The following is a 21,699-nucleotide window of genomic DNA, read 5'->3' as shown; positions in this document are numbered from 1 at the left end:
GCGAACTGCCGTTCGTGAGCTACTATCGCGGCCCCGTCGAAGTGAGGGAAGTAATGCACGTTGGAATTTGCGGTTATCCCGGCTCAGGAAAAACAACGGTATTCAGAGCGCTCGCTCCTGGAGGCAAAGCCGATCGGGAAATCGCGTACGGCAACATCAAGGTCCCGGACGAACGCGTAGATTTTCTCGCTTCGCTCTTTCATCCAAAAAAGACGACGTACGCGGAAATTACGTTCGTCGATGTCGGCAGTGGTTCGCGCTCGGGCGGCGCGTTTCCTCCGGCCGTTCTGCAAGGTATGCGCAACGCCGACGTCATCGTGCACGTCGTTCGTGGGTTCGAAAATCCATCGCTCACGACGCCTCCCGATCCATCGCGTGACGAAAAAGCGTTCGATGAAGAGTTGTTGATTTTGGACCTGGGGACGCTCGAAAAGCGTCGGGATCGCTTCAAGAAAGAAGCCAAGAAAGGGCTCGAAGTCGAAGTGAACGCGAAGATGATCGAGCACCTCGAGAAGTCCGAGCCCCTGCGGACGCTCGAGCTCACCGAAGACGAAATTCGTGCACTTGGGCCTGGAATTCAGCTTCTTTCGATGCAGCCGCTCATCACGCTCTACAACCTCGCCGAAGAGGTGTGGAACGATCCTTCGAAGGCGTCGCTTCGCGAAACCGTGCGCGGAAACGCTTTCGTGCGTATGGCGCTGTGCGGGTCGATCGAAGCTGAAATCGCCGCGCTTCCTGCGGAAGAACAAGCGGATTTCCTCGAAGGCCTCGGCCTCGGCGAACCCGCGCGCAACGTGTTCATTCGCGAGACCTATCGCTTGATGGACTACATCAGCTTCCTCACGGCAGGCGCCGACGAATGTCGCGCGTGGCCCATTCGTCGCGGGACGAACGCAAAGCGAGCTGCTGGCAAAGTGCACAGCGACCTCGAACGAGGCTTCATCCGTGCGGAGATCTATCGCCCAGAAGACTTGAAAGTGGCTGGCTCCGAAGCTGCTTTGAAGGCGCAAGGCAAGATGCGCCTCGAAGGCAAGGAATACATCGTCAAAGACGGCGATGTCGTCCACTTCCGCGCGGGGACGTGACGGAGTTTGTCATTCTGAACAGTGCTTGGCGTGCGCGGCATAAGCTCACGCCACGGCTGCAGCCGGCGCCGTTTCCTTCGACTTCGCGTTCTCGTTGACGCGCACGCTCACGAGCTTCGACACGCCGGGCTCCTGCATCGTCACGCCGTACAGCACATCCACCGACTGCATCGTGCGCTTGATGTGCGTGATCAGGATGAACTGCGACTGCGACGTCATCGATCGAATCGCTTCGTTGTAACGAGCGACGTTGGCTTCATCGAGCGGCGCGTCGACTTCGTCGAGCACACAGAACGGCGACGGCTTGAACTGGAAGATGGCGAAGATGAGGCTCACCGCTGTGAGCGCTTTTTCACCACCGCTCATCAACTCGATGTTGCCGAGCTTCTTGCCCGGCGGCTGCGCCAAAATCTCGATGCCCGTTTCGAGCATGTCCTCCGGATTCGTCAGACGAAGCTCCGCTGCACCACCTCGAAACATGCGCGGGAAGAGCGTTTTGAAGCGCGTATTGATGCCGTCGAACGTCGTTTTGAACAAACGCTTCGACTCGCGATTCATCTGCGCGATGGCCTTTTCCAAGTCGGCTACCGCGTTGTCGAGGTCTTCCTTTTGCTTGGCGTAATACGTGTACCGCTCTTCGGCTTCCTTGAACTCGCGCATCGCATCGAGGTTCACGGGGCCCATGCGGTCGAGCAATTCGCCGAGCTCCTGCATGCGCGTCTTGTGCTGCGCCTCGATGGGACTGCGCTTGTGGTAGTCGCCAACGACCGTGTGGAGCTCCAAACCGCGGAACTTTTCGCGCACTCCATCGAGCAAGTGCTTCTCTTCGATGTCGAGCCGTGCCAGCGCCATCTCGTGATGCCGCAGTTTCTCCGTCGAATCGGCGAGGTCTTGCCGCAGATCCTTGAGCTCCGCGTCCTTCGCGGTGAGGATTTGCTTGGCTTCGTCGAGCTTGCGTCGTGCTTCTTCGAGCGCAGCGTGCGCCTTCTGCGCTCGGCTGACCGCGCCGTCCAGCCCTTCGCGCGACAGCATCATCAGTGCAGCAGCTTCGCCCGCACCTTTCGCGCATTCCGTTCGCTCGTTGTCGAGCCGTTTGATGCGCCCGGACAGCTCATCCACGGAACGCGCGAGCCGCTCCACGGTGCTCCCGACACTCGTCACGCGCTCCCGTACGCGCGCAAGGCGAACCTTTCGCTCCGTCACGACCGACTGCTGCGCAAGCACGCGTTCGCGCCATTCCGCGGCGAGCTGCTCGGCGCCCGCCAGTTGCCCCACGACCTCTTCTTGGGACCGCTTGCCTTCGTCGAGTTTGTCCTGCGCTTCGCCTTGTTCCCCGCCCGTGTTCTCGAGGTTGCCGATGATCTCCTCGAGATCCCGCTCGACCGTTGACCTGCGCTTCTGCGCCGCGATCACCTGTTCATCGACGCGGCGCAGGTCCTTTTCCGCCGTGACGGCTGCGATCTCGCTCGCATGCGCTTCGCTGCGTGCACGATCAACCGCTGCCGTGAGCTCTGCAACCTGCTGACGCTCGGCTTGTTGCGCTTCGAGCAGCGCCGTGACCTGGTCACTCAGATTCGCGACCACATCGTGCAGCTCGCGGATTTCGCGCTTTTGCTCGAGCAATCCCGCTGCAACGGCGTCGCCTGCACCGCCGCTCACCGTTCCATCAGGACGAACCACCGTTCCGTCGAGTGAAACGAGCGTCGCGCCATTGGCTACCGGTGCGAGCCGAACGGCCGCAGCCGTCGAACGAACGACGAGCGCATCGCCCACGAGCGCGCGCACGAGAGGCTCGTCTTCGGGGGAATGACGAAGCTTTTCGAAAAGAGGGCCAACGACGTCTTCGTCTTCGAGTGGTTGTCGCGACGCACCCGCCACGTAAGCGGGCCTTGCTGCAACGAGCATTGCGCGACCCTGCTTCTTGGCGGCAAGGTCCGCGAGAAGCGTTGCAGCGCGTTCCGTGTTCGTCACGACAATCGCCTGCAGCCGTTCCCCAAGTAGCGCCGCGAACGCCGTGAGCAGCTCTGGCGGCGCTTCGATGCGATCGGCAACGAGGCCTGCGAAGGACGGATCCTTCGTCTTCAGTAGGCTCTTCGTGCCCGCTCCAACGCCCTCCAGCCGCGCGTGAACCTCTTCGAGCGCCCGCAATCGATTGCGCTTCTGATTCAGCTCGTTCTTCGCTGTTTCGACCTTCTTGTCGCTCGCAACAGCCTGCTCCCGAAGCGTTTTCGCTTCTGCTTCCAGGCGCGTGCGCAGCTCGATCGACGCCTGCTTGCGTTCGGCAACGCTCGCGACGTCCGCTGCAAGCTCCGTGCGCTTCGCTTCGAGGTTCTCCGCGTCGTAAACCAAACGCTGCAGCTCGTCCTCGAGTTTGTCGCGGCGCACGAGCATGTCCGACAAGCGCCGCTCGTACCCGGTCAACGTCGCTTCTGCGGCGGCCACCTTCGCGGCTGCATCCGCCGCTAGTTTGCGCAAGCGCGATGCTTCCGAGTCCGCTTCCTTTTCGCTGAAACGCAGGTCCTCCAGCCGCTCGTGCTCATCGAGCGCTTCGGTACTCTCGCGTTGCTCGTCGGCTTGCACCGTCGCGAGCTGCTCTTCGAGTTGCTTTCGTTCGACCATCAAGTCGGCGATGGTCTTTTCGAGATCCTGCTGTTCTGTCGTGGCTACCGCGCGACGTTCTTCGAGGTGCCGGTGTTTGTCTTTGGCGCGGAGCAGCTCTGCCTGATGCGTGCGAACGTCGTTGTCCGCAGCAAATGCCTCGTTTTGAAGCTTGTCGGCGTGCTCTTCCTGCTGATGAACCGCTAGGCGCTGCACTTCGAGCTCGGCATCGCGAGCAGCGAGAGCCGTGCGCGCAGCGAGGACTTTTTCCGCAAACTCGGCCCGGGCAAACGCATCGCGCTTTCGCAACGCAATGATCTCGAGCAGCTTGTGTGATGCTTCGTGAAGCATCAGATCTTCGAGTTCTTTGCGGTAGGCGACGTAGCGCTCCGCCTTGGCAGCTTGGCGCTTGAGCGACGACAGGCTGCGTTGGATTTCGGACACGATGTCGCCAATACGCAGCAGGTTTTGCCGCGTTTGCTCCATCTTCAGCTCGGCCTGCTTCTTACGCGCCTTGTACTTCGTGATGCCCGCGGCTTCCTCGATGAGCATGCGGCGATCCTCGGCGCGCGCCGACACGATGAGCCCGATCTTGCCCTGTTCGATGATCGAATACGCCTTGGTGCCGACGCCCGTACCGAGAAACAGATCCGTGATGTCCTTGAGGCGGACGATGGTTTTGTTGATGAGATATTCGCTGGTCCCGTCGCGATAAAGCCTTCGCGTAACGGCAATTTCGGCGTAATCGCGGTACTCGATGGGCAGCGTTTGTGCGGCGACCTGATCGCTGTTGTCGAACGTCAACGTGACTTCGGCCATGCCGTGCGGCCCACGCGTTTCGGAGCCGTTGAAGATGACGTCCGACATCGCGCGACCGCGCAAATGCTTGGCGCTCTGTTCACCCATGCACCAGCGAATCGCATCGACGATGTTCGACTTGCCGCAGCCATTGGGCCCGACGATGCCAATCACGTCTTCGTCGAAATGGATGGCCGTCCGGTCGACGAACGACTTGAAGCCAGCGATCTCGAGCTTACGGATGCGCATTCGCGGTTCCCACGAGCAGCCCGTCGATGGCTACATGGCGTCACATAATGCCACGTACCGCCACCGAAGGCCTCCAAGGGTTACACCTGGCAGGTGTCTGCGGCAAGCTCGTCCTCGTCCGCGCGTCGAGATTGCGGTCGAGTTGCAAGCATGGCCCCATGTCAAAAATGTGTACTAGCATACAATTGCATGAAAAAAGATGCGATTTGGGGTCAAGGAGGTTGACAGACCCAAGTGCAAGTCATACCAGCGTGCTGGTTTTCAGAGAGGTGTTGCACATGCCCACATACGAGTACGCCTGTAAATCCTGCGCTCACGAGTGGGAGGCCGAACAGTCCATCAAGGAAGATCCGCTCAAAGAGTGCCCGAAGTGCCATCAAGAAACCGCTCGCCGGCAGATTTCTCGAGGAACCGGGTTCATTCTCAAGGGCGGCGGCTGGTATTCCGACCTCTACAGTTCCACGAGCAACAAGCCGCAGGGAAGCTCCGGAAGCTCGGGAAGTTCGTCAGAGGGCGGCGGCTCGACGACGGACAGCAGCTCGTCGAGCTCTTCATCGAATACGTCATCACCGTCATCAGGCTCGAGCAGCACATCCGCAGCGGCAGGCGCAGCCTGAACTTGGCGTGAGCATGCCCCTCGATGGGGTGTCACGGAGCTCCTGACTCGAGCGTGAAAAGGGCCGTGCTCATCGAGGTGCGCAAAGCTCTCCGTCCATGGCTGGCGCTACAGCCCGGCACGCTGAGTGCTACGGTGGTCTCTCATGGACGAGAGAAAGCGGCTCGACGAACTGCGTGCACAGCTCGCGGAGCTTGATCACCAGATTCTGCGGCAGCTCGAACGCCGCGCACGTATCGCCCAAGACATCATCCGACAACGGGGAGGTATTGCGCGGTTTGCCCCCATCGCGGATGGTCCGCATCTGCAAGCTCTGGAGCAAGCCGTTGCTCCGCCGCTTTCTCCCGCAGCCGTGCGCGAAACGTTCGTCGCCATCGACGCGGCGTGCAGGCTTTTCGAAGTGGCTCCGCGCGTCATGTTCGTCGGCCCTGAAGGCGGTTTTGGCTGGATGGCCGCGCGTGATCATTTCGGATTCGGCGCCGAGTTCATTCGCAGCGAAAGCACCGCGACGGCGCTCGAAGAGGTCGCTCGTTCGCGTGTCGAGTTTGCCGTGGTGCCGTATGAATCGCTCGAAGATGGCCCGATTTTCCCAACGATCCAGACCATCGCTTCGAGTGGTCTTAAGCTCGTCGGTGAACGCGAGTTAGCGCAAAGTCTCGTTCTCGCAGGTGCAGGTTCGGACGCGACCAACATCGAAAAAATCTACATTGCGCCGCAAGATCACGCGGCCTGTGCGGGATACCTCGAAGCTAATCATCCTCACGCGCAGATTGTGGACGTTCGTTCCCCGATCGTGGCGATCGAGATGGCCGAGACGAACCCAGGCAGCGGCGCTGTCGTGCCGCGCGGAAGTTTGGATCCCGCATCGAAACTCGTCGTTGCCAAGGAAAACATCGGCGATCACGGCCAAGTACGCATGCGCTATGGCGTCGTTTCACGCCTTCCTGCGCCTCGTTCGGGCTCCGATGCGACCGCGCTCCTCTTTGGCGTTCACGATCGTCCGGGCGCACTTCACGAGCTCCTCCAGTACTTCAAGGACAAGAATTGCAACTTGCGCCGCATCCAGTCGCGCCCCGTGCCGGGTGAGGGTTGGCAGTATCAGTTTTACGTCGAGGTAAGTGGGCACGTGACCGATCGCAACCTCGTTGCGGCGCTCGAAGGCATCAAGCGCGAAGCAAAAATGCTGATCATCGTCGGTTCTTTTCCTCTCGAGCAGCCAGAGCGAGTAACGTCGTAGCGGTCCAACCCGCTACTCCCGATGATTGTTTCGCGTCGATCTCGTGCACATTTCAGTGCGGCTCTTGCCGTGCTCACCACGGTCACGGTCGTTTCCACCGGCTGCAGCGGTGCAGATGAAAACCTGATTTTGGTCGGGGCCAATCAAGTCGATCCGCTCGCGATCGATCGCGATCCCATGGCGCTCTTGCCGCGTGCACCCGTCATGATCGGGTATCTCGACGCCGCTGAGATGTTTCGCTCGAGCCTCGGCCCCGACGTGAACCAAATCGTGTCGATGGTCTTGCCGCTCGGTCCCGAGTCGAACTTCGTTCCATCGCGCGACGTCAAGAAGGTTTATGGCGGCATTTACGCGATGCAGGGAGCGGACTTCTGCGCGGTGCTTCAAGGCGATTTCGATGTCGATTCGATTCGTCGTGCAGCGGAGGCGCGTACGACGGTCGCATCGAAAGTGCCGCTCGTGCGAAACCGCTACGCCGACCTCGATCTCTACACGGCGGGCAACATCGGCTTCGTGATCCTCACGCCGCACACGGTTCTTTCGGGCAATGAAACGGGCATGCGTCGAGCGCTCGATCGGTTGCGCCGCGACAAACTCACTCGTTCGATTCCTGGGTGGATGGCCGAGTTGTCGAATACGCCCGGCGCGGCGTTCACCCTCGCGGGCGATCTCGGCGGTCAGTCGGCCGTCGATGCTGCAACGCAGAAAATGCCCTTTCTCATGGGCCTGCAGAAGGTCCGCGCGATCGGCAACTTCAAAGAACCAGGTATGAATTTCGCGGGGTCGTTCACGTACGCCGATACGCCCTCTGCAGCAGCAGGCGCAGTTCAACTGGCGGATCTGCAGAAGCTCACGGGATTCATGAGCCTCTTGTCATCCTTGGGTCTCATGGGAACCGTGCCGACGATGCGTGTCGAACAACGCGACAACGACCTTGCGTGGACCATGCCTGTCGACACGTCGTTTGCGCGCTTTTTGCTGAGCATGCTCACGGACGTCACGCGCAAGGCGACGTCCGGCGCTCCGCCTTCGGGTACGTGGGTTTGGCCGCTGCTCAATCGCTGAGCTTCGCGTCGATCAACCAACTACACCGACCACTCGGACTTGTTTTTCCGGGCACGCGATGGTTCTGGCTCGGCCGCATGCAGATCGATTCTGCGTGCATCCCCGGACAAACGCGATGCGAGCAGTTGGAAGAGCCCGAGCGCAGACAATCCTGTCGCCGCGACGAACGCCACGCTTCCAAGCACAGTCGTCAAGATGCTTTGCCACGCGTCGAGCGTTCCTGGGTGACTCAGATCCGACAACAGCAGCTCCGTGCCGAGACCGATGAGCACGCCCAGGCCCACGTAGGTGCCTGCGCCCGTCGTCTCCTTGCCCATGAAGCCCACGAGGCCCACGAGGGTCACGACGAGCGCCACGATCGAGCCTGCGGTCGATAGATCCGGTTCTCGGAACGCGAGGCGCATCGCGAGCAATGCGATGAACGGCAGAGCGATGAGAAACGCGCCTCCGAGCAGCCATCGAGCTCCGGAATACGCGCGGTAGCGAGCGCGAAACAGCAGTGCTCCCGGCAGCGCCGTCGCTGCAATCGCGCGCGCAAGACCAAGGCCTGGGGCGTCTCGAGCGATGAAGGCCGCTGGCCCCGTTCCACCAAGCCCCGTGATCACCACCAGAAGGCCAATCACGAGCATGGCAAATGCACGCTGCCGGTAGGTCACTCGCGTGAGCGCCGCGACGAGCGTGACGCCGCCCAGGAAGAACGACAAACCCGCGGTGAGCGTGCCTCCAGGGCGCAATTCAAGCAACGGCAGTGCACCAAGTCCGGCAAACCCCACGCCCACGATGGCGCACCAAAATCTCGCTACGTCACGTGACGGTTCGAGCGGCGCGAGGTCATCCATGAGCGCTTCCGAAGCCAACAGTGGCTTGACGGGCGCGTCGTGCGGAGCGTTCTCGACGTGAAGCAATGAGGGCCGATTCGGAGGTATTTCCGTCGGATCCGCCGGCGGCGGTTCGCCTGCGGGCGACGGGGAGGTTGTCTGTGCAACGTCGACAGACTTTGCGCGCGGCGCGCTCGCGGGAGCTTCCACATCAGCGTCGTTCGACAGAGTTTCCGTCGCGGCTTCTGCGTCCGGTAATGGCCCCGTCGAATCGTTTGCCGCACGAGCATTCGGCGCGGCAGAAGCATCGTCCGTGACCATCGCGATGGGCGATGGCTCGGGTGCTGCCGATCCTTCGATTTCCGCTCCAGAGCTCGCCATTGGGGCTTTGCGCGGAGAATCAGATACCACCCGCAGGATGCGCCCGGAGGGCATCTTGCGTAGTGGGGCTTTCGGAGAAGGCGAGTTGCGCGACAAGGGTGCGGGCGAATTCTCGCACAACTCGGAACCCTTGGGGATCTCTCCGATGGTTCGACTCGTCCATGTAGAGGCGACGTGAAATTTCAACCTGGATGGCATGAATTTTGTCGACTGGCTTACCGTAGTGCCCCGTTGAAAAGCCGCCACGGTACGGATCGTCGTGACGAACCGTAAATCCGAACGACCTCGCGTGCCAGTCAACAAGGTCGATCACGGCAGGCGCAGCGGTCGTTCGTCCGCGCGTACCGGGGACGATATCCGCACGCATTCCAGGGGATTCAGCGTGACCTCGGCGCGCCAAGCTTGGCATCGAGTGCGCACATAGCAGTACGGCGAAGCCGAATCGAGCACGCTTGCGTGCAAGTGTCTCCGTAACGGCGCGATGATAGGGGCGGTAGACGGCATCGAGGCGTCGTTCGAGCTCTGCCCGCGGCAAACGGCGCATCAGAGCAGGGTCTCCATCGGTTGTGAGGCGCCAGATGAGCCCTCGAGGCCACGGTGCGCGTCCACCACCTTCGACGGAATCCTGATCGACATCGCTGTCACCCCGATTGAGATCGACCACGTAGCGGCTCGTTTTGGCGACGATGAGCGTTGCACCTTCTGCTGGAGCGTCCGCGACGAGCTCGTCGACATACAGGTCCGCATCGCGCGCAATGCTGCGTGCTGGAGCTGAGGTGTACGCAAGTGATTCGGCGTCGAGCAAAAGTCCGGCGTGCGGAACCTCGACGACCACCGGACTCTCGCCACCCCTGGGCTCGATGACCTCGAACGGTGAATCGATCACGATGGACCTTGTCTTTTTTCCCTATGGAGCGCGCTGTGGCGAAGCGTTCGTTTGCGAGCGCATCGTTTGCTACCGATACCCCGAAAAGACAAACGTCATTCGAGCACATTTCGCGCGCCGCGCACACCGTTGCTTTGTTCGGTTTTTTGCGGTCGGCGCCTCTCGAGCGCTAGGCTCGGCGCGTGAATTTGCACGGCTGGGTCGACGCTTATCTGGATCACCTGCGGGTCGAACGAGCCTTGTCTCCTCGAACGCTCGAGGCATACGCGCGTGATCTCGCGAAATTGTGCGCTCTCTGCGAGACCCACGGCGTCGATTCTCCGACAAACCTCGATCCGACGATTCTTTCAGCCTACATGGTCGAGCTTGGTCGCCAGGGAATCGGAGCGCGATCGGCGTGTCGCCATCTTTCGGCGGTGCGTGGTTTCATGAAGTTTTTGCTTCGAGAACGCGTGCTCTCGGCCGATCCAGCGTCGCTCGTCGAACGGCCGCGCACGACGCGCAAGCTTCCGCGTGTGCTTTCCGTCGACGAAATCCGATCGATCCTCGATGCGCCCGACAGCACGACATTTCGAGGCCTGCGAGATCGAGCGATGCTGCACGTGATGTACGCCGCAGGTTTGCGCGTAAGCGAGCTCGTGGGCCTGCGGTTGAGTGACATCGACAAGAAGCAAGGTCTCGTTTTGGCGCTTGGAAAAGGCGGCAAACGTCGCATCGTGCCGCTCGGCGAGCTCGCTCTCGATGCGATCGACGCGTACTTGAAAGCCCGCGCAGCGCATCCCAAGGCCGCGGCAACGCAGGCACTTTTTCTCTCGCCCCGGGGCAAACCCCTCACACGTCAAGGCGTGTGGAAGTTGCTGGGTGTCTACGCGCGTGGGGTTGGTATTTCCAAACCCAGCTCGCCGCACAAGTTTCGTCATTCTTTCGCAACGCATCTGCTCGAAGGTGGAGCCGATCTGCGTAGCGTTCAGGCGCTTTTGGGACATGCCAACATCGTGACGACCGAGATCTACACGCATCTCACGGACGATCACGTGCGAACGGTGTACCGCAAGACGCATCCTCGTTCTTGACCTCCCCCTCTCCACGAAGCGTAGCGGAGTTGGAGAGGGGGCTGGGGGTGAGGAGCTACTTGAGAATCGAGCCGAGATCTTGCTCGATCTGTTCGGCGGTTGTCGCGGGGACTTTGGCAAAGAGGCGCGTGCGTTCCGTGCGAACGAGGTAGTCGGGTTTGCCCGCAGCTTCTGCAGCCGGGATACGTGCGATCTCGACAAACCCGAGCTTGCGCGAGCCAGCCGAATAATCGATGCGCAAGATGTCCTGTTTGTCCGAAGGCGTCGTCATCACGTACTCGGTGGGTCGCAAACGATCGACTTTGGACATCCAGTTCGCGATGGTTTCGTCCTTTTGATCCGCGGCCGTTGGATCAGCCCAAAAGCGCTTGCCTTCGGGCCCACCACGCACCACTTGCCGCGTCTTGTCGCCGGCTTTCACGTCGGCCGACGTCACCTCGGCTTCTTTCCACTCGTGAAGATCGCGCTCGACGAGCCGTGATTCGGCCGTGTCGAGGTCGCGCACGGCGTCACCGTCGATCACGTACAATTCGCCGGAAGCCGGATCCCGGACGTACCGATCGCCTCCGCCCGGGGTTGTCCCGCCAACCACGATCTTTCGCTCGGCGCCCTTCAGCGTGACGACGAGCGTGCCTTCTGGTTGGTCAAGGCCAAACTCGGCGGCCCGATCTTCCGGAATGCGCCCGAGCGCGCGCAAGGCCTTCAGCGGCGCCATCGCTTCGACGAGCTTTTGCGCCGCACCTACCGCGACAAACTCGGTCTTCCCCTTGGGCGCCGGCGGTGGGGTTGGCGCTGCTGCGCTCCCTGCAGGAGGAGGCGTCGCATTTCGCTCGAGCGCACCGACGTAATACGCGCCGAGGTCGTCTTTCTTCGCTTCGAGCGTGACCTTCTTCGTCTTGCCGTCGAACACGACACGTTCGACATCGGCAGCGCGTCCGGTCCACACCGTTGCTTCGGTTTGCGCGAGCGCTTTTGGCTGCTCGTCACGCATCCACATCTTGGCTGCGCCGGCTGATGCCAGCACGAAGAGCCCGACGTGAACCAATAACCCTCGTCCCAGGTTCATGCCTGCCTCCGCACCGCGCGGCGCGTGCGCCGCGTCACGAGAATCCCTGCGCCAAGCAAGAGCGCCGGTGCTCCAATGATCGTCCCGTAAAACCAGAAAACGTCCTTCTGCTTCGTGTGTTGGATTCGCACGTCTTCCGGCGTCGCGATCTCGCCACTGTAGCTTTCGTCGCCGTTCAGCCAGCGGACGGCGTCGACGAACAGGATCTGGTTCGTCTCGGCAAACCCGAGCGCGAGGTCGCTGATGCAGTCCGCGTCGGAAAGCATGAAGATTCGCGTCTCGGCAGGGCCTTTGACCTTGTCCTTGTTCACGTCGTCGCCGAGCGGCTTCGATACTGCAGCGCCCAGGTTGAACGTCGCCTTCTTCTCGTCGCCATCCAGCTCGAAGTTGCCGTTCTTGTCGCCGAACGTTCCCGCAGACGAACGCAGAACGAAGTCCACCTTTGCATCCGTCTGCTTCTTTTCGAGCGACCCCGGGATCGGCATGAGCACCACGGCACGCGCCGACACGCGGCTCAACGTCGACACCGACGCGTGCGACGAGAACCGATTCGTGATGAGGTTCGCCTTGTCCGATGCATTGCGGTGACGCGGCACGAAGAACTGATCCGTCGTTGCAAGCGTGGTCGGATCGAATGCGAGCCCCGCGATGTTCGCGAGCGGCCCCATGTCGCCTTTCGCTTCGGGATCCAGCGCGATGAGCAGTTTGCCTCCGCGCGCTGCATACCGTTCGAGCGACGAAACCTCTTCCGGCGTGAATGCTTGCGTTGGCCCGTGCACGATGACGAGCGATGCATCTTCCGGCACGTCGTTCGCCAATCCTTGCGGCATACCGAGGTCTTTGACCGAGTAGTTCTGGCCTTCGAGCAACCGGCGCAGGAGCTTCGCCGAGCGACCTTCCGCTGCCGACGTCGAACCTTCGTTCACTTCGCCGTGCCCAACGGTCACGTAGGCCGTGCGAGCGTCCTTCATCGCTTTCAGAAGAGCTTTTTGGAAGTCGGCATCGAGCGATTTCAGCTTGGATGCCGCCTTCGTCATCTCTTTGTCGAGCGTGAGGGTTTCACGCGACGGACCCTTCAAAATCACGAGCACTGCGTCCTGCGTGACTTTGTTGTCCTTGGCGAGCTGCGGATACAGCAATCGATCGTAAAAGCCGTACTTGAAGTTCGGGGCGCCTTTCGCGATGTCCGCGAGGTACGCATCGACCTCGATTCCGACGTCGTTGAGCGGCGGAAAGAACGCTCGAACTTCGACGGGCTCCGTCGTGCTCGAAATGATTTTCTTGGTCGATTCACTCGCCTTCGCCGTGCGGAAGTACGAGCGATCCACCTTGATTTCGAGCTCACCGGCCGCGTACGTGAACAGGGCCGAATAAGCCGCAGCAAACGCCAGGGTCAACCCCGCGGCAGCCGCAGCGTAGATCCGGCGCACTTCGACGCGTGGAGCTCGCCGCATCGGAGCGAGAGCAGCTTCGCCGAACACGATGGGCGCGATTGAAAGGCCAGCGAGCACGATCCACGCAACGGTCGTTGCTCCATCGAAGCGAGCGCGTTTGTCGGGGGCTGCGTCGGCGATGCCCACGAGACCTCGACCAACCTCCGTGTTCGCGATGAAGTACAGGCCGAGCGACACGAGGCCCACCGCAGAGAAGATGCCGAGCGTGCGTTCGATGCGCTTTCGTTCGGCGTCCTTGTGCCCTGCGATGAGCGAGAACCGCAGCGCGGTCGTGCCGATCGCGCCAGCAACTCCGAGCCCCGAGAGCGCCATGCGCGCCGTGTCGATCGTTCCGAGCAGGCGTTCTCCGATGAACACCAACACGAGCGACACGACGAAGCCAGGTCCGAGGTACGGAGCGAGTTTGTCCAGGGATCCCGGGCCAGACGGCGCGGGCGTTTCCTTTGCGGGCTTGGCTGCTTCTTTCGGCGAAGCCGCCGCCTCTTTGGGTTTCACCGCCATCGCCGTGCCTCCAGCGTTTTGGTGGCCGCGAGCAGGAAGAAGAACGTTACGGCCACGTAATACACGACGTTCTCGAGCTTCAATACGCCCGTCATGAAGGGGAATTGCCGCTGATGATGCAGCGCCAGTCCCGACAGAAATGCACTCACCGGGGGATCGGCGACCTTGGCGAGCAGCCACAAGGTCACCATCACTGCGAGCACCACGCCGCCGAGGATCGCCGCCATCACTTGGCTTTTCGACAGCGACGACGTGAACATGCCAATCGCAAGCGCGGCCGAACCGAGCATCAAGATGCCCGTGTAACCAACGACGACGTGCCCGACGCTCACCTTGCCGTTCACGAACACCAAAAGCGGCATGTACACGCTCAGCACCGTGATGAGCGCGATCATCGCGAATGCTGCGAGGTACTTGCCGATGACGATTTCCACGTCGCGAATCGGGGCCGTGTTGAGCAGCACGAGCGTTCCGCGTTCACGTTCACCCGCGAGCAGCGGGATCGACATGAGCACCGCGACGATCATCGTCACGCCGCTCGCACCGTTGAAGAACTCCCGCAGAACATCGGCGGACATGCGCGTCCCCGACAAACCCATCGCACTGAACCACACGCCTTCGATGAGCAGTGCGGCTGCCGCGATCGCCCAACCCAGGAGCGATCGCGTGTACGAGCCCATTTCTCTGCCCGCGACGAGCAGCGCATTTTTCATGACCCGCTCCCGTCCTCTGTTTCGGATGCTGCCGCCTTCGCTTCGGCCTTCGATTCAGCCGCTGCGGCACGTTCCTTCTTGCCTGCTTTTTTGCCCGTTTTCTTGCGAGCAGCCGATGTCGTCGCCGTTTCGGCCGGCGACCCAGCCAGCTCGAGAAACACGCTTTCCAGCTCTCGTTCGCTGCGACGAACCTCGAGCAGCCCGATTCCTGCTTCGACGAGCGCCTTGCAAACCGCCTCGCGAACGTCCCCCTCCGCTTCGATACGCAGCGTGAAGACGTTTTCCCCCGTCTCCGTCGCTCCCTCGATCTCCGCGCCGACCACGCCTTTCACCGCGCGTGCCGTATCGAGCGCCTTGTTTTCGTCTCCGCGCGCCGTCACATCGACGCCTTTTTGACGAAGCAGCTTCGCACTCAGCTCGGCCTCGGTGCCGCTGGCGGCGATTTGGCCGTCACGAATGACGAGCAACCGATCACACGTCTCGCTGATCTCCGACAGAATGTGGGACGAAAGAAGGATCGTGTGGTCGCCCTTGAGGCTCCGCAGAAGTTCGCGGATTTCGACGATTTGTTTTGGATCCAAACCACTGATAGGTTCGTCCAGGACCAAGAGACGCGGCTTGTGCACGATGGCTTGCGCGATGCCCACACGTTGCTTGAAGCCGTGAGATAGCGATGAAATGAGCTGATCGCGCACGTCTTCGAGCGCCGTCGTTTCGATCACTTCCGGGACGCGTTTATCCGCGTCGGCGTACGACATTCCGCGCAAACGCGCTGCAAAGTGCAGATACGCGCGCACCGTCATGTCGCCGTAAAGCGGCGGCGTGTCGGGTAAGTAACCGATGCGTGCCCGCACTTCATGCGGACTTTCGACGACATCGATCCCATCGACTTTCACCGTTCCCGATGACGGGAGCAGATCGCACGCGAGAATGCGTAGCGTCGTGGTTTTTCCTGCCCCGTTGAGACCAAGCAAGCCGACGATTTCGCCAGCTTCGATCGCGAACGACAGCGGACCGACCGCCCGACGTTCGCCGTAATATTTGTAGAGGTCTTCGATTTCGATCACGACAAGAACCTCGTCATTGGGGCCGCGAGTCGCGGCCGCAAACGGCGCCCTTATAACAGAAGCGCCCGCCAAACATTCCCCCGTTGCGAAGGCGTCGTGCATGGCACGTCCACCCCGCCTCCGCCCACCAAAAAGTACTGCCCTCGCTTGGGGATGCGCCCGACGTCTGTGCAGGACATCCCGACGACTTCAGGGCTTTCGGATTGAATTGCCCTGGATCCAGCCGTTTCGCTTGCCGCCGAATCCCTGACGCGACAAGAGCGGCATCACGATGCCTGTGCGTTTTCGCCTCCCTGGTCGCCGCGTCTCTTTCCTCGCGATCTCCGCTTTGGCGCTCGGATTTGCCTGCTTACCAGGCAATCGTCCCCCGGATGTCGCTCCGCGCGGCACGCTGGCTCCCGGGGCGGGCGAAGGTTCTGCCGCTCCGGATTCCGGCGCATTCGCCGTCGTTTTCGCTTCGCCGCGAGGTCAAACCGTCGACCCGTCCGAAATCAGCATCGTGTGGAACCGGCCCATGCGCCCGCTGGAGCTTGCTGGCGCCGAGTCTCCGGCTCCCGTGAAGATGACGCCCGCCGTGCCGGGACGATGGTCGTGGGTCGGAACGTCGGCCGTCACGTTCGTTCCGGAAAAACACCTTCCGCGAGCGACATCGTTTGTGGTCGAAGTACCTGCGGGCACGAAGGCGCTCGATGGATCCGTATTGGAAAAACCGTTCACGTTTCGCTTTTCCACGGTGCGGCCCGCCGTCACGTCGATCGAGCCTTACGAAGGCACCGATGATCTCCGGCCGGATGCGAAATTCACTCTGCGCATCAACCAACCCGTCGGGCTCCGGGAGCTCGAGAAGGCCATCACGCTCACGGCGGGCGAAAGCAAGGTCGGCGTCAACGTCAGCAAGCCCGATGCAGGCAACGATCAACTCTTCGACATAAGGCCTCGTTCGCCGTTGCCGCTCGGCGCCGCCATCACGCTCGAAGTGAAGGATCTTCAGGGGCAAGAAGGAAGTCTGCGCTCTGAGAAGGCGCAGCAGTACTCGTTCAGCACCTACGGGCCGCTCGCCGTCAAAGAAGTGTCCTGCGACTACGGCACGCCGCACAGGCAGTGCGCACCCGATGGAGGCGTGTCCGTTACGTTCACGACCCGCGTGAAGATGGGTGATCTGAAACGGGTTTTGAAGTTCGAACCCAACATCAAGGTCGCGTTTCCCTCGTGGATGGACGACGACGACGCAGTTCGCGGTACGACGGTTTACGGAGCATTTCCTGCCGGCAAAAAGCTGAAGCTCTCGATCGCCGGATCACTCAAGGACGAACACGGACAAACCCTCGGAGCAGACGTTCGGCGCGACCTCGCCTTCGACGACCTTTGGCCCAAGGCAGACATCGGCTTGCGTGGAAGCGTCTTCGAATCGGTTGCTCGTCGTGAGATCCCGATCGATGCAGTCAACGCCAACGACCTCGAGCTCGTCGTTGCACCGCTCACGGCGTCGGATGCCATCGCGCTGCAAGACGACAAATACGATCCCGGACATTTTCCGCGGTTCGAACGCATCGCATCGTTGCCGAAAGCAAAAATTACAAAATTGCCTCCAAACGCCGCGAAAAACGCCACGTCACGCTTCTCGGTAAAACTCGACGACGTGCTCGGTGGCAAGGACGTGCGAGGCACCGTCGCGCTCGGCATTCGCTACACGGGCTGGCCCGGTTCGGATCACGCGCGAGCACTCACGTCGACGGCAGTCGCGAAAGTGACTGATCTTGCGATCAGCGGAAAACTCTCGACGCGCGGGTCGCTGCTTTGGATCAGCCGGTTGTCGAACGCCGAGCCGCTCGCAGGGGCCGAAGTGACCATCGAACGCCCTGACAACGCGCCCGTCGGCCCCTTCCGTACGGATGCATCGGGGTTTGTCACTCTGCCCTCGAATGTTTTCACCCCCAACATGTCCGGCACCGAGCGCGGCGTCGTCGTCGTTCGTCACGGCAATGATTGGACCTACAAACACCTCGAAGACACGCTCGATGGATGGCGCTTCGATGCGCGTGTCGACACGAGTGAAGATCGACCGTTCGGCTTGGTGTTCACCGATCGCGGGATCTATCGGCCCGGCGACACCGTTCACATCAAGGGCATCTTCCGCAAAGAGGGCAATCCTGGAACCGTGACGCCCGCCGGCGTTCCCGTTGAGGTCAAGGTCGAGAACCCCGAAGGCGAAGAGATCGAGACGCGCACGGAAACGCTGAGCCCCTTTGGAACAGCGTCCATGGACGTCGTCGTGCCTCGCACCGGCAGACTCGGGACGTATTCGATTCGCGCCATCGTTGGCGAAGGAAACGGCAGTTACGGCGATGTCATCGGGGACTTCGAAGTTGCCGAATATCGTCCAGCCGAGTTTGCCGTTTCGGTTGAGAGTGACAAACCCAGCTACATCCGCGGCGACACCGCGCGATGGATGGCTCGCGGCGATTATCTGTACGGCGCACCGATGTCCGCAGCCGACGCAAGGCTCACGGTGACGCGTGGCGAAGCATTCTTTCGCCCGCCGAACACGGATGGATTCAGCGTCGATGACAGCATTTTCCAAGCGGATTTGGACGACGCGTCTCTGCGCGAAAGCACCGTGGAAAGCCGCGAAGCGAAACTCGACGCGAAGGGCACCGCAACCATCGATGCAAAGCTCGCACTTCCGGGACAGGTGGGTGCGGAACGCATCACGGCCGAGGCCGATGTAACCGATGTCTCGCGTCAGTCCGTAGCAGGCAGCACGACGGCCATCGTTCATCCCGGCGAGTTTTACTTGGCGCTTCGATCGGCGACCGATCTCTTCATCGACGCGGGCAAACCCATCGATCCCGAAGTGTTTGCCGTGGATCCCAAGGGTACGCGCGTGGGTGGCGTGTCCGTGAAACTCGAGCTCGTGCATCGATCCTGGGACGTTGCACGCAAGGCCACGACGGGAGGCGCCACGCACACCGTCGTCGAGCCTGTCGACAAAGTCGTCGAGACTTGCAGCGTCACCACGACGACGGCGACCAAACCTGCATCGTGCAAGCTCACGCCGGCGACGTCCGGGTATCACATCATTCATGCAACGGCGGTGGACCCTCGGAAAAACCCCGTGGCTGCATCCGAGCCGCTGTACGTCTTCGGAGGTGCGGGCACTGCGGGTTTTGGCGATTCCGATCGCCTCGCGATCGAGCTCGTTCCTGACAAGCAAAGCTACGAGATCGGACAAACGGCACGCGTCCTCGTGAAGAGCCCGTTTGCGTCCGCAGAGGCACTCGTCACGATCGAACGAGCCGGCATCTTGTCGCAGAAGCGTATCCAGCTCAAAGGACCGATGCCCACGATCGATGTGCCGATCACCGAGGATTACCGCCCCAACGCGTTTGTCTCGGTATTGCTCGTTCGAGGACGAACGAAGCCGGTTCCTACGAAGCCGAAGGATCCTGACGTCGGTGCTCCCGCGTTCCGCATGGGGTACGCGTCGCTCTTGGTCAACCCTGAAAAACGCCGGTTGAAGATCGCGCTCGCGCCGAACAAGACCGAAGCCAAGCCAGGCGAAAACGTCGACGTCGACATCAAGGTGACCGATCACGCGGGCAAACCTGCTCGCTCTGAAGTCACGTTTTACGCGGTGGATGAAGGCGTACTGTCGCTCGTCGGGTACAAGACGCCCGATCCGATCGGCGTCTTCGGAGCTGCGCGCCCGCTTCGCGTTGCGTCGCTCGAAATGCGCGCCGCGCTTGCACGCGTGTTCCGACCGTACGGAGATCTGGGCGTCGACAAAGGCTTGGATGGTGGCGACGGCGCGTCCGGTATGTCCGTGCGTCGCGATTTCCGATCCAGCGCGACGTTCGTGCCCAACGTCGTCACCGACGATTCCGGGCGTGCCCGCGTGAGCTTCCGCTTGCCCGATACTTTGACCACGTATCGTCTCATGGCCGTGACCGCGGCCGAGGACGATCGCTTTGGCTTCGCAGAAAACCGCGTCGTCGCTAGCCGTCCGCTGATGGCGCGTCCCGCATTGCCGAGGTTTGTCCGGGCCGGTGATTCGCTCGAAGCAGGCGTCATCGTCAGCTCGAAAGGCGCCGGGCGCATGACCGCGACCGTGCAGATTCAAGCGACCGGTTTGACCTTGCGTGGTGAAGCCTCTCGCACCGTCGATCTCGTCCCCGGCACACCCGTCGAAGTTCGCTTTCCGCTCGACGCTCCAAAGGTTGGTACGGCCAAACTTGCGTTCGTCGTTCGAGCGTCGGATGGCGGGAAGACCCTCGAGGATGCCGTTGAAGTCACGCGTGACGTGCGCGTGCCACTGTCTCCCGAGGCCGTTGCGCTTTATGGCGACACGACGACGGCATCCGCAGAAAAACTCGGCGATCTGTCGGCCATTCGCAACGACGTCGGTGGCCTGGAAGTCAGCATGTCGTCAACTGCTCTCGTCGGGCTCGGAGGCGGCGTGGAGCAGCTCGTCGAGTACCCCTACGGATGCACGGAACAACTCGTCAGCAAGCTCGTGCCGCTGTTGCCGCTGCGCGACCTCGCGCGCGATTTCTCCATTCCGCTTCCGAAGAACACAGACGCGATCATCGAATCGACAGTCGCGCAGATCCTGAAGAACCAGCGTTCTGACGGAGGATTCGGCATGTGGGCCGACTCGGATAGGTCGAACCTGTGGGCGACGACGTACGCGCTGTGGGGACTCGGCGAAGCGAAACGCCGCAACGTCGCCGTTCCTGAGAGTTCGCTCGATGCAGCGTCACGTGCCGTCACGCGATGGCTCGAGAGGCTCGACGACGAATACATGCGCGCAACGGCGCCGTTCATCCTCGATGTGCTCGCGGAAAACGGGCGCCCGGATGCGGGCCGCGTGAACCGGCTGTTCGAATCGCGCAAGACGCTTCCTCTATTCGCTCAAGCGTTTTTGCTGCACGCGATGACGGCCTCCAAGGCCGATCAAAAGAGCATCGACACGCTGGTGACCGAGCTCGAAGGTTCGCTCCGACTCGATGCAAACGTGGCGCGCGTCGCGACGAACCTTGGCGATCGTTACGCCGTGCTGATGGACTCCGATACGCGAACTGCGGCGCTCGTTTTGCGTGCGATTCTTGCGGCAAAGCCGAATCATCCGCTCGCAGCGCGTTTGGCGATGGGCCTTCTGGCAGATCGCAAAGGCGGAACATGGCGCAACACGCAAGAGACTGCGTGGTCGCTCGTTGCGCTCGCTGCATACCGGAGCGCGCAGGAAAAGATCACGCCCAACTTCATGGCGCGTGTGTTCCTTGGACAAACCGAGATCGCAACGCATCCATTCAAGTCATCGACTGTAGATCAAGCGCGTACGACGCTACCTGCAGAGCGTCTCGTGTCGGCTGGTGGAAGTGCTCTTGCGTTCGACGTCGATGGTTCTGGCCGGCTCTTCTACGAAGCGCGGCTGCGATATGCGCCCAAACAATTGCCAAACTCAGCGCTCGAACGAGGCTTCTTCGTGCAGAAGACGCTTCGTCCGGTCACGCCGGAGAGTTTGTCCGCGGCGCTGGCCGGCCCGACTCCACCCACGGCTACGTCGTTTGTCGGAGGAAACCTGGTTCTTGCCGAGATCGTCGTCGTCGCTCCTTCACCTCGCCAATACGTCGTCGTGGATGATCCGCTTCCTGCCGGTTTCGAGCCTGTCGATGCACGTCTGGCCACGACGAGCGCGGGCCTCGATGTCGACGCCTACTCCGGCGATGATGGTGATCCCGAAGATGCATTCGGCGAACCCGGCGGATACGACGATGTCGCCACGCGGCGCGCATTCCTGTCGAGTCGCTACGTTCGAGAGCTGCGCGACGATCGAGCCGTCTTCTTCATCGATCGCATGCCTGCTGGCATGTATCGCTATCGCTACCTTGCGCGAGCCACGACGCTCGGATCGTTCGTCCTACCGCCCACGCGCGCCGAAGAAATGTACACGCCCGAAGTGTTTGGTCGGACCGCAGCGGGCACGATTCAAATCACTGCAAACAAGTGAGAAGTGAGTCGCGCTTGTTCGGACAAACCGTGCGCCGCTTGTGGCCTCGCACGAGGCGTCATCGGATCGAGCTGGCGGTCGC

Annotated in this window: 13 protein-coding genes; 6 read left to right on the top strand and 7 right to left on the bottom strand. The window is 61.5% G+C overall.

Annotated elements, in window-relative coordinates; translation table 11 throughout:
• The first annotated feature begins 14 nt into the window (after positions 1-14).
• Entirely contained in the window at positions 15-1,085 is a 1,071-nt protein-coding gene (gene ychF / locus IPM54_07375; GenBank protein MBK9259647.1) for a redox-regulated ATPase YchF, read from the top strand.
• A 45-nt stretch (positions 1,086-1,130) separates the two neighbouring features.
• Here the strand turns inward: ychF and smc are convergent, their stop codons facing one another.
• Positions 1,131-4,730 carry a chromosome segregation protein SMC gene (smc, locus tag IPM54_07370; protein ID MBK9259646.1) on the bottom strand — a complete coding sequence of 1,200 codons (3,600 nt, stop codon included), beginning with the start codon at positions 4,728-4,730 and terminating at the stop codon, positions 1,131-1,133.
• A 278-nt stretch (positions 4,731-5,008) separates the two neighbouring features.
• Between smc and IPM54_07365 the strand changes: the two genes are divergently transcribed.
• From IPM54_07365 to IPM54_07355, 3 genes are all read left to right on the top strand, one after another.
• Positions 5,009-5,347, top strand: a complete 339-nt coding sequence (locus IPM54_07365; protein ID MBK9259645.1) for a zinc ribbon domain-containing protein — start codon at positions 5,009-5,011, stop codon at positions 5,345-5,347.
• 144 nt (positions 5,348-5,491) lie between these two features.
• Positions 5,492-6,583 (top strand): ACT domain-containing protein, encoded by a 1,092-nt coding sequence (locus IPM54_07360; GenBank protein ID MBK9259644.1) that lies wholly within the window; start codon positions 5,492-5,494, stop codon positions 6,581-6,583.
• Positions 6,584-6,604: 21 nt separating this feature from the next.
• Positions 6,605-7,648 carry a hypothetical protein gene (locus IPM54_07355; protein MBK9259643.1) on the top strand — a complete coding sequence of 348 codons (1,044 nt, stop codon included), beginning with the start codon at positions 6,605-6,607 and terminating at the stop codon, positions 7,646-7,648.
• 20 nt (positions 7,649-7,668) lie between these two features.
• On the opposite strand, the gene IPM54_07350 is transcribed toward IPM54_07355, so the two are convergent.
• On the bottom strand, positions 7,669-8,847 hold the full coding sequence (locus IPM54_07350) for a hypothetical protein (protein ID MBK9259642.1): 1,179 nt from the start codon (positions 8,845-8,847) through the stop codon (positions 7,669-7,671).
• A gap of 19 nt (positions 8,848-8,866) precedes the next feature.
• Positions 8,867-9,736 (bottom strand): N-formylglutamate amidohydrolase, encoded by an 870-nt coding sequence (locus IPM54_07345; GenBank protein MBK9259641.1) that lies wholly within the window; start codon positions 9,734-9,736, stop codon positions 8,867-8,869.
• 179 nt (positions 9,737-9,915) lie between these two features.
• Between IPM54_07345 and xerD the strand changes: the two genes are divergently transcribed.
• A complete protein-coding gene (gene xerD / locus IPM54_07340; protein MBK9259640.1) occupies positions 9,916-10,806 on the top strand; it encodes a site-specific tyrosine recombinase XerD in 891 nt (296 codons plus the stop codon).
• Between the two features lie 55 nt (positions 10,807-10,861).
• Here xerD and IPM54_07335 read toward each other — a convergent pair whose 3' ends face one another.
• From IPM54_07335 to IPM54_07320, 4 genes are read right to left on the bottom strand one after another with little or no spacing between them, the layout of a single operon-like run.
• Positions 10,862-11,872: a DUF4340 domain-containing protein gene (locus IPM54_07335; GenBank protein ID MBK9259639.1), complete on the bottom strand. Its 1,011-nt coding sequence runs from the start codon at positions 11,870-11,872 to the stop codon at positions 10,862-10,864.
• On the bottom strand, positions 11,869-13,827 hold the full coding sequence (locus tag IPM54_07330; protein ID MBK9259638.1) for a Gldg family protein: 1,959 nt from the start codon (positions 13,825-13,827) through the stop codon (positions 11,869-11,871). The genes IPM54_07335 and IPM54_07330 overlap by 4 nt, the downstream gene beginning before the upstream one ends.
• Entirely contained in the window at positions 13,818-14,540 is a 723-nt protein-coding gene (locus IPM54_07325; GenBank protein ID MBK9259637.1) for an ABC transporter permease subunit, read from the bottom strand. The genes IPM54_07330 and IPM54_07325 overlap by 10 nt, the downstream gene beginning before the upstream one ends.
• Complete coding sequence (locus tag IPM54_07320; GenBank protein MBK9259636.1) at positions 14,537-15,607, bottom strand: ABC transporter ATP-binding protein; 1,071 nt, start codon at positions 15,605-15,607, stop codon at positions 14,537-14,539. Before IPM54_07320 ends, IPM54_07325 begins: the two co-directional genes overlap by 4 nt.
• Before the next feature lie 271 nt (positions 15,608-15,878).
• Between IPM54_07320 and IPM54_07315 the strand changes: the two genes are divergently transcribed.
• Positions 15,879-21,617, top strand: coding sequence for an Ig-like domain-containing protein (locus IPM54_07315; protein ID MBK9259635.1), 5,739 nt, complete (start codon positions 15,879-15,881; stop codon positions 21,615-21,617).
• Positions 21,618-21,699: the final 82 nt, after the last annotated feature.

Source organism: Polyangiaceae bacterium (genome assembly GCA_016715885.1).
Classification (GTDB): Bacteria; Myxococcota_A; Polyangia; order Polyangiales; family Polyangiaceae; genus Polyangium.
Note: the sequence above shows the minus strand (reverse complement) of the source record. Positions and strands in the feature narration are given on the sequence as shown.

What these genes read in the sequence shown, in the direction of transcription:
- smc (MBK9259646.1), bottom strand. Translation starts at nt 4,730, where the DNA reads ATGCGCATCCGTAAGCTCGAGATCGCTGGCTTCAAGTCGTTCGTCGAC.
- IPM54_07365 (MBK9259645.1), top strand. Translation starts at nt 5,009, where the DNA reads ATGCCCACATACGAGTACGCCTGTAAATCCTGCGCTCACGAGTGGGAG.
- IPM54_07360 (MBK9259644.1), top strand. Translation starts at nt 5,492, where the DNA reads ATGGACGAGAGAAAGCGGCTCGACGAACTGCGTGCACAGCTCGCGGAG.
- IPM54_07355 (MBK9259643.1), top strand. Translation starts at nt 6,605, where the DNA reads ATGATTGTTTCGCGTCGATCTCGTGCACATTTCAGTGCGGCTCTTGCC.
- IPM54_07350 (MBK9259642.1), bottom strand. Translation starts at nt 8,847, where the DNA reads ATGGCGAGCTCTGGAGCGGAAATCGAAGGATCGGCAGCACCCGAGCCA.
- IPM54_07335 (MBK9259639.1), bottom strand. Translation starts at nt 11,872, where the DNA reads ATGAACCTGGGACGAGGGTTATTGGTTCACGTCGGGCTCTTCGTGCTG.
- IPM54_07330 (MBK9259638.1), bottom strand. Translation starts at nt 13,827, where the DNA reads ATGGCGGTGAAACCCAAAGAGGCGGCGGCTTCGCCGAAAGAAGCAGCC.
- IPM54_07325 (MBK9259637.1), bottom strand. Translation starts at nt 14,540, where the DNA reads ATGAAAAATGCGCTGCTCGTCGCGGGCAGAGAAATGGGCTCGTACACG.
- IPM54_07315 (MBK9259635.1), top strand. Translation starts at nt 15,879, where the DNA reads ATGCCTGTGCGTTTTCGCCTCCCTGGTCGCCGCGTCTCTTTCCTCGCG.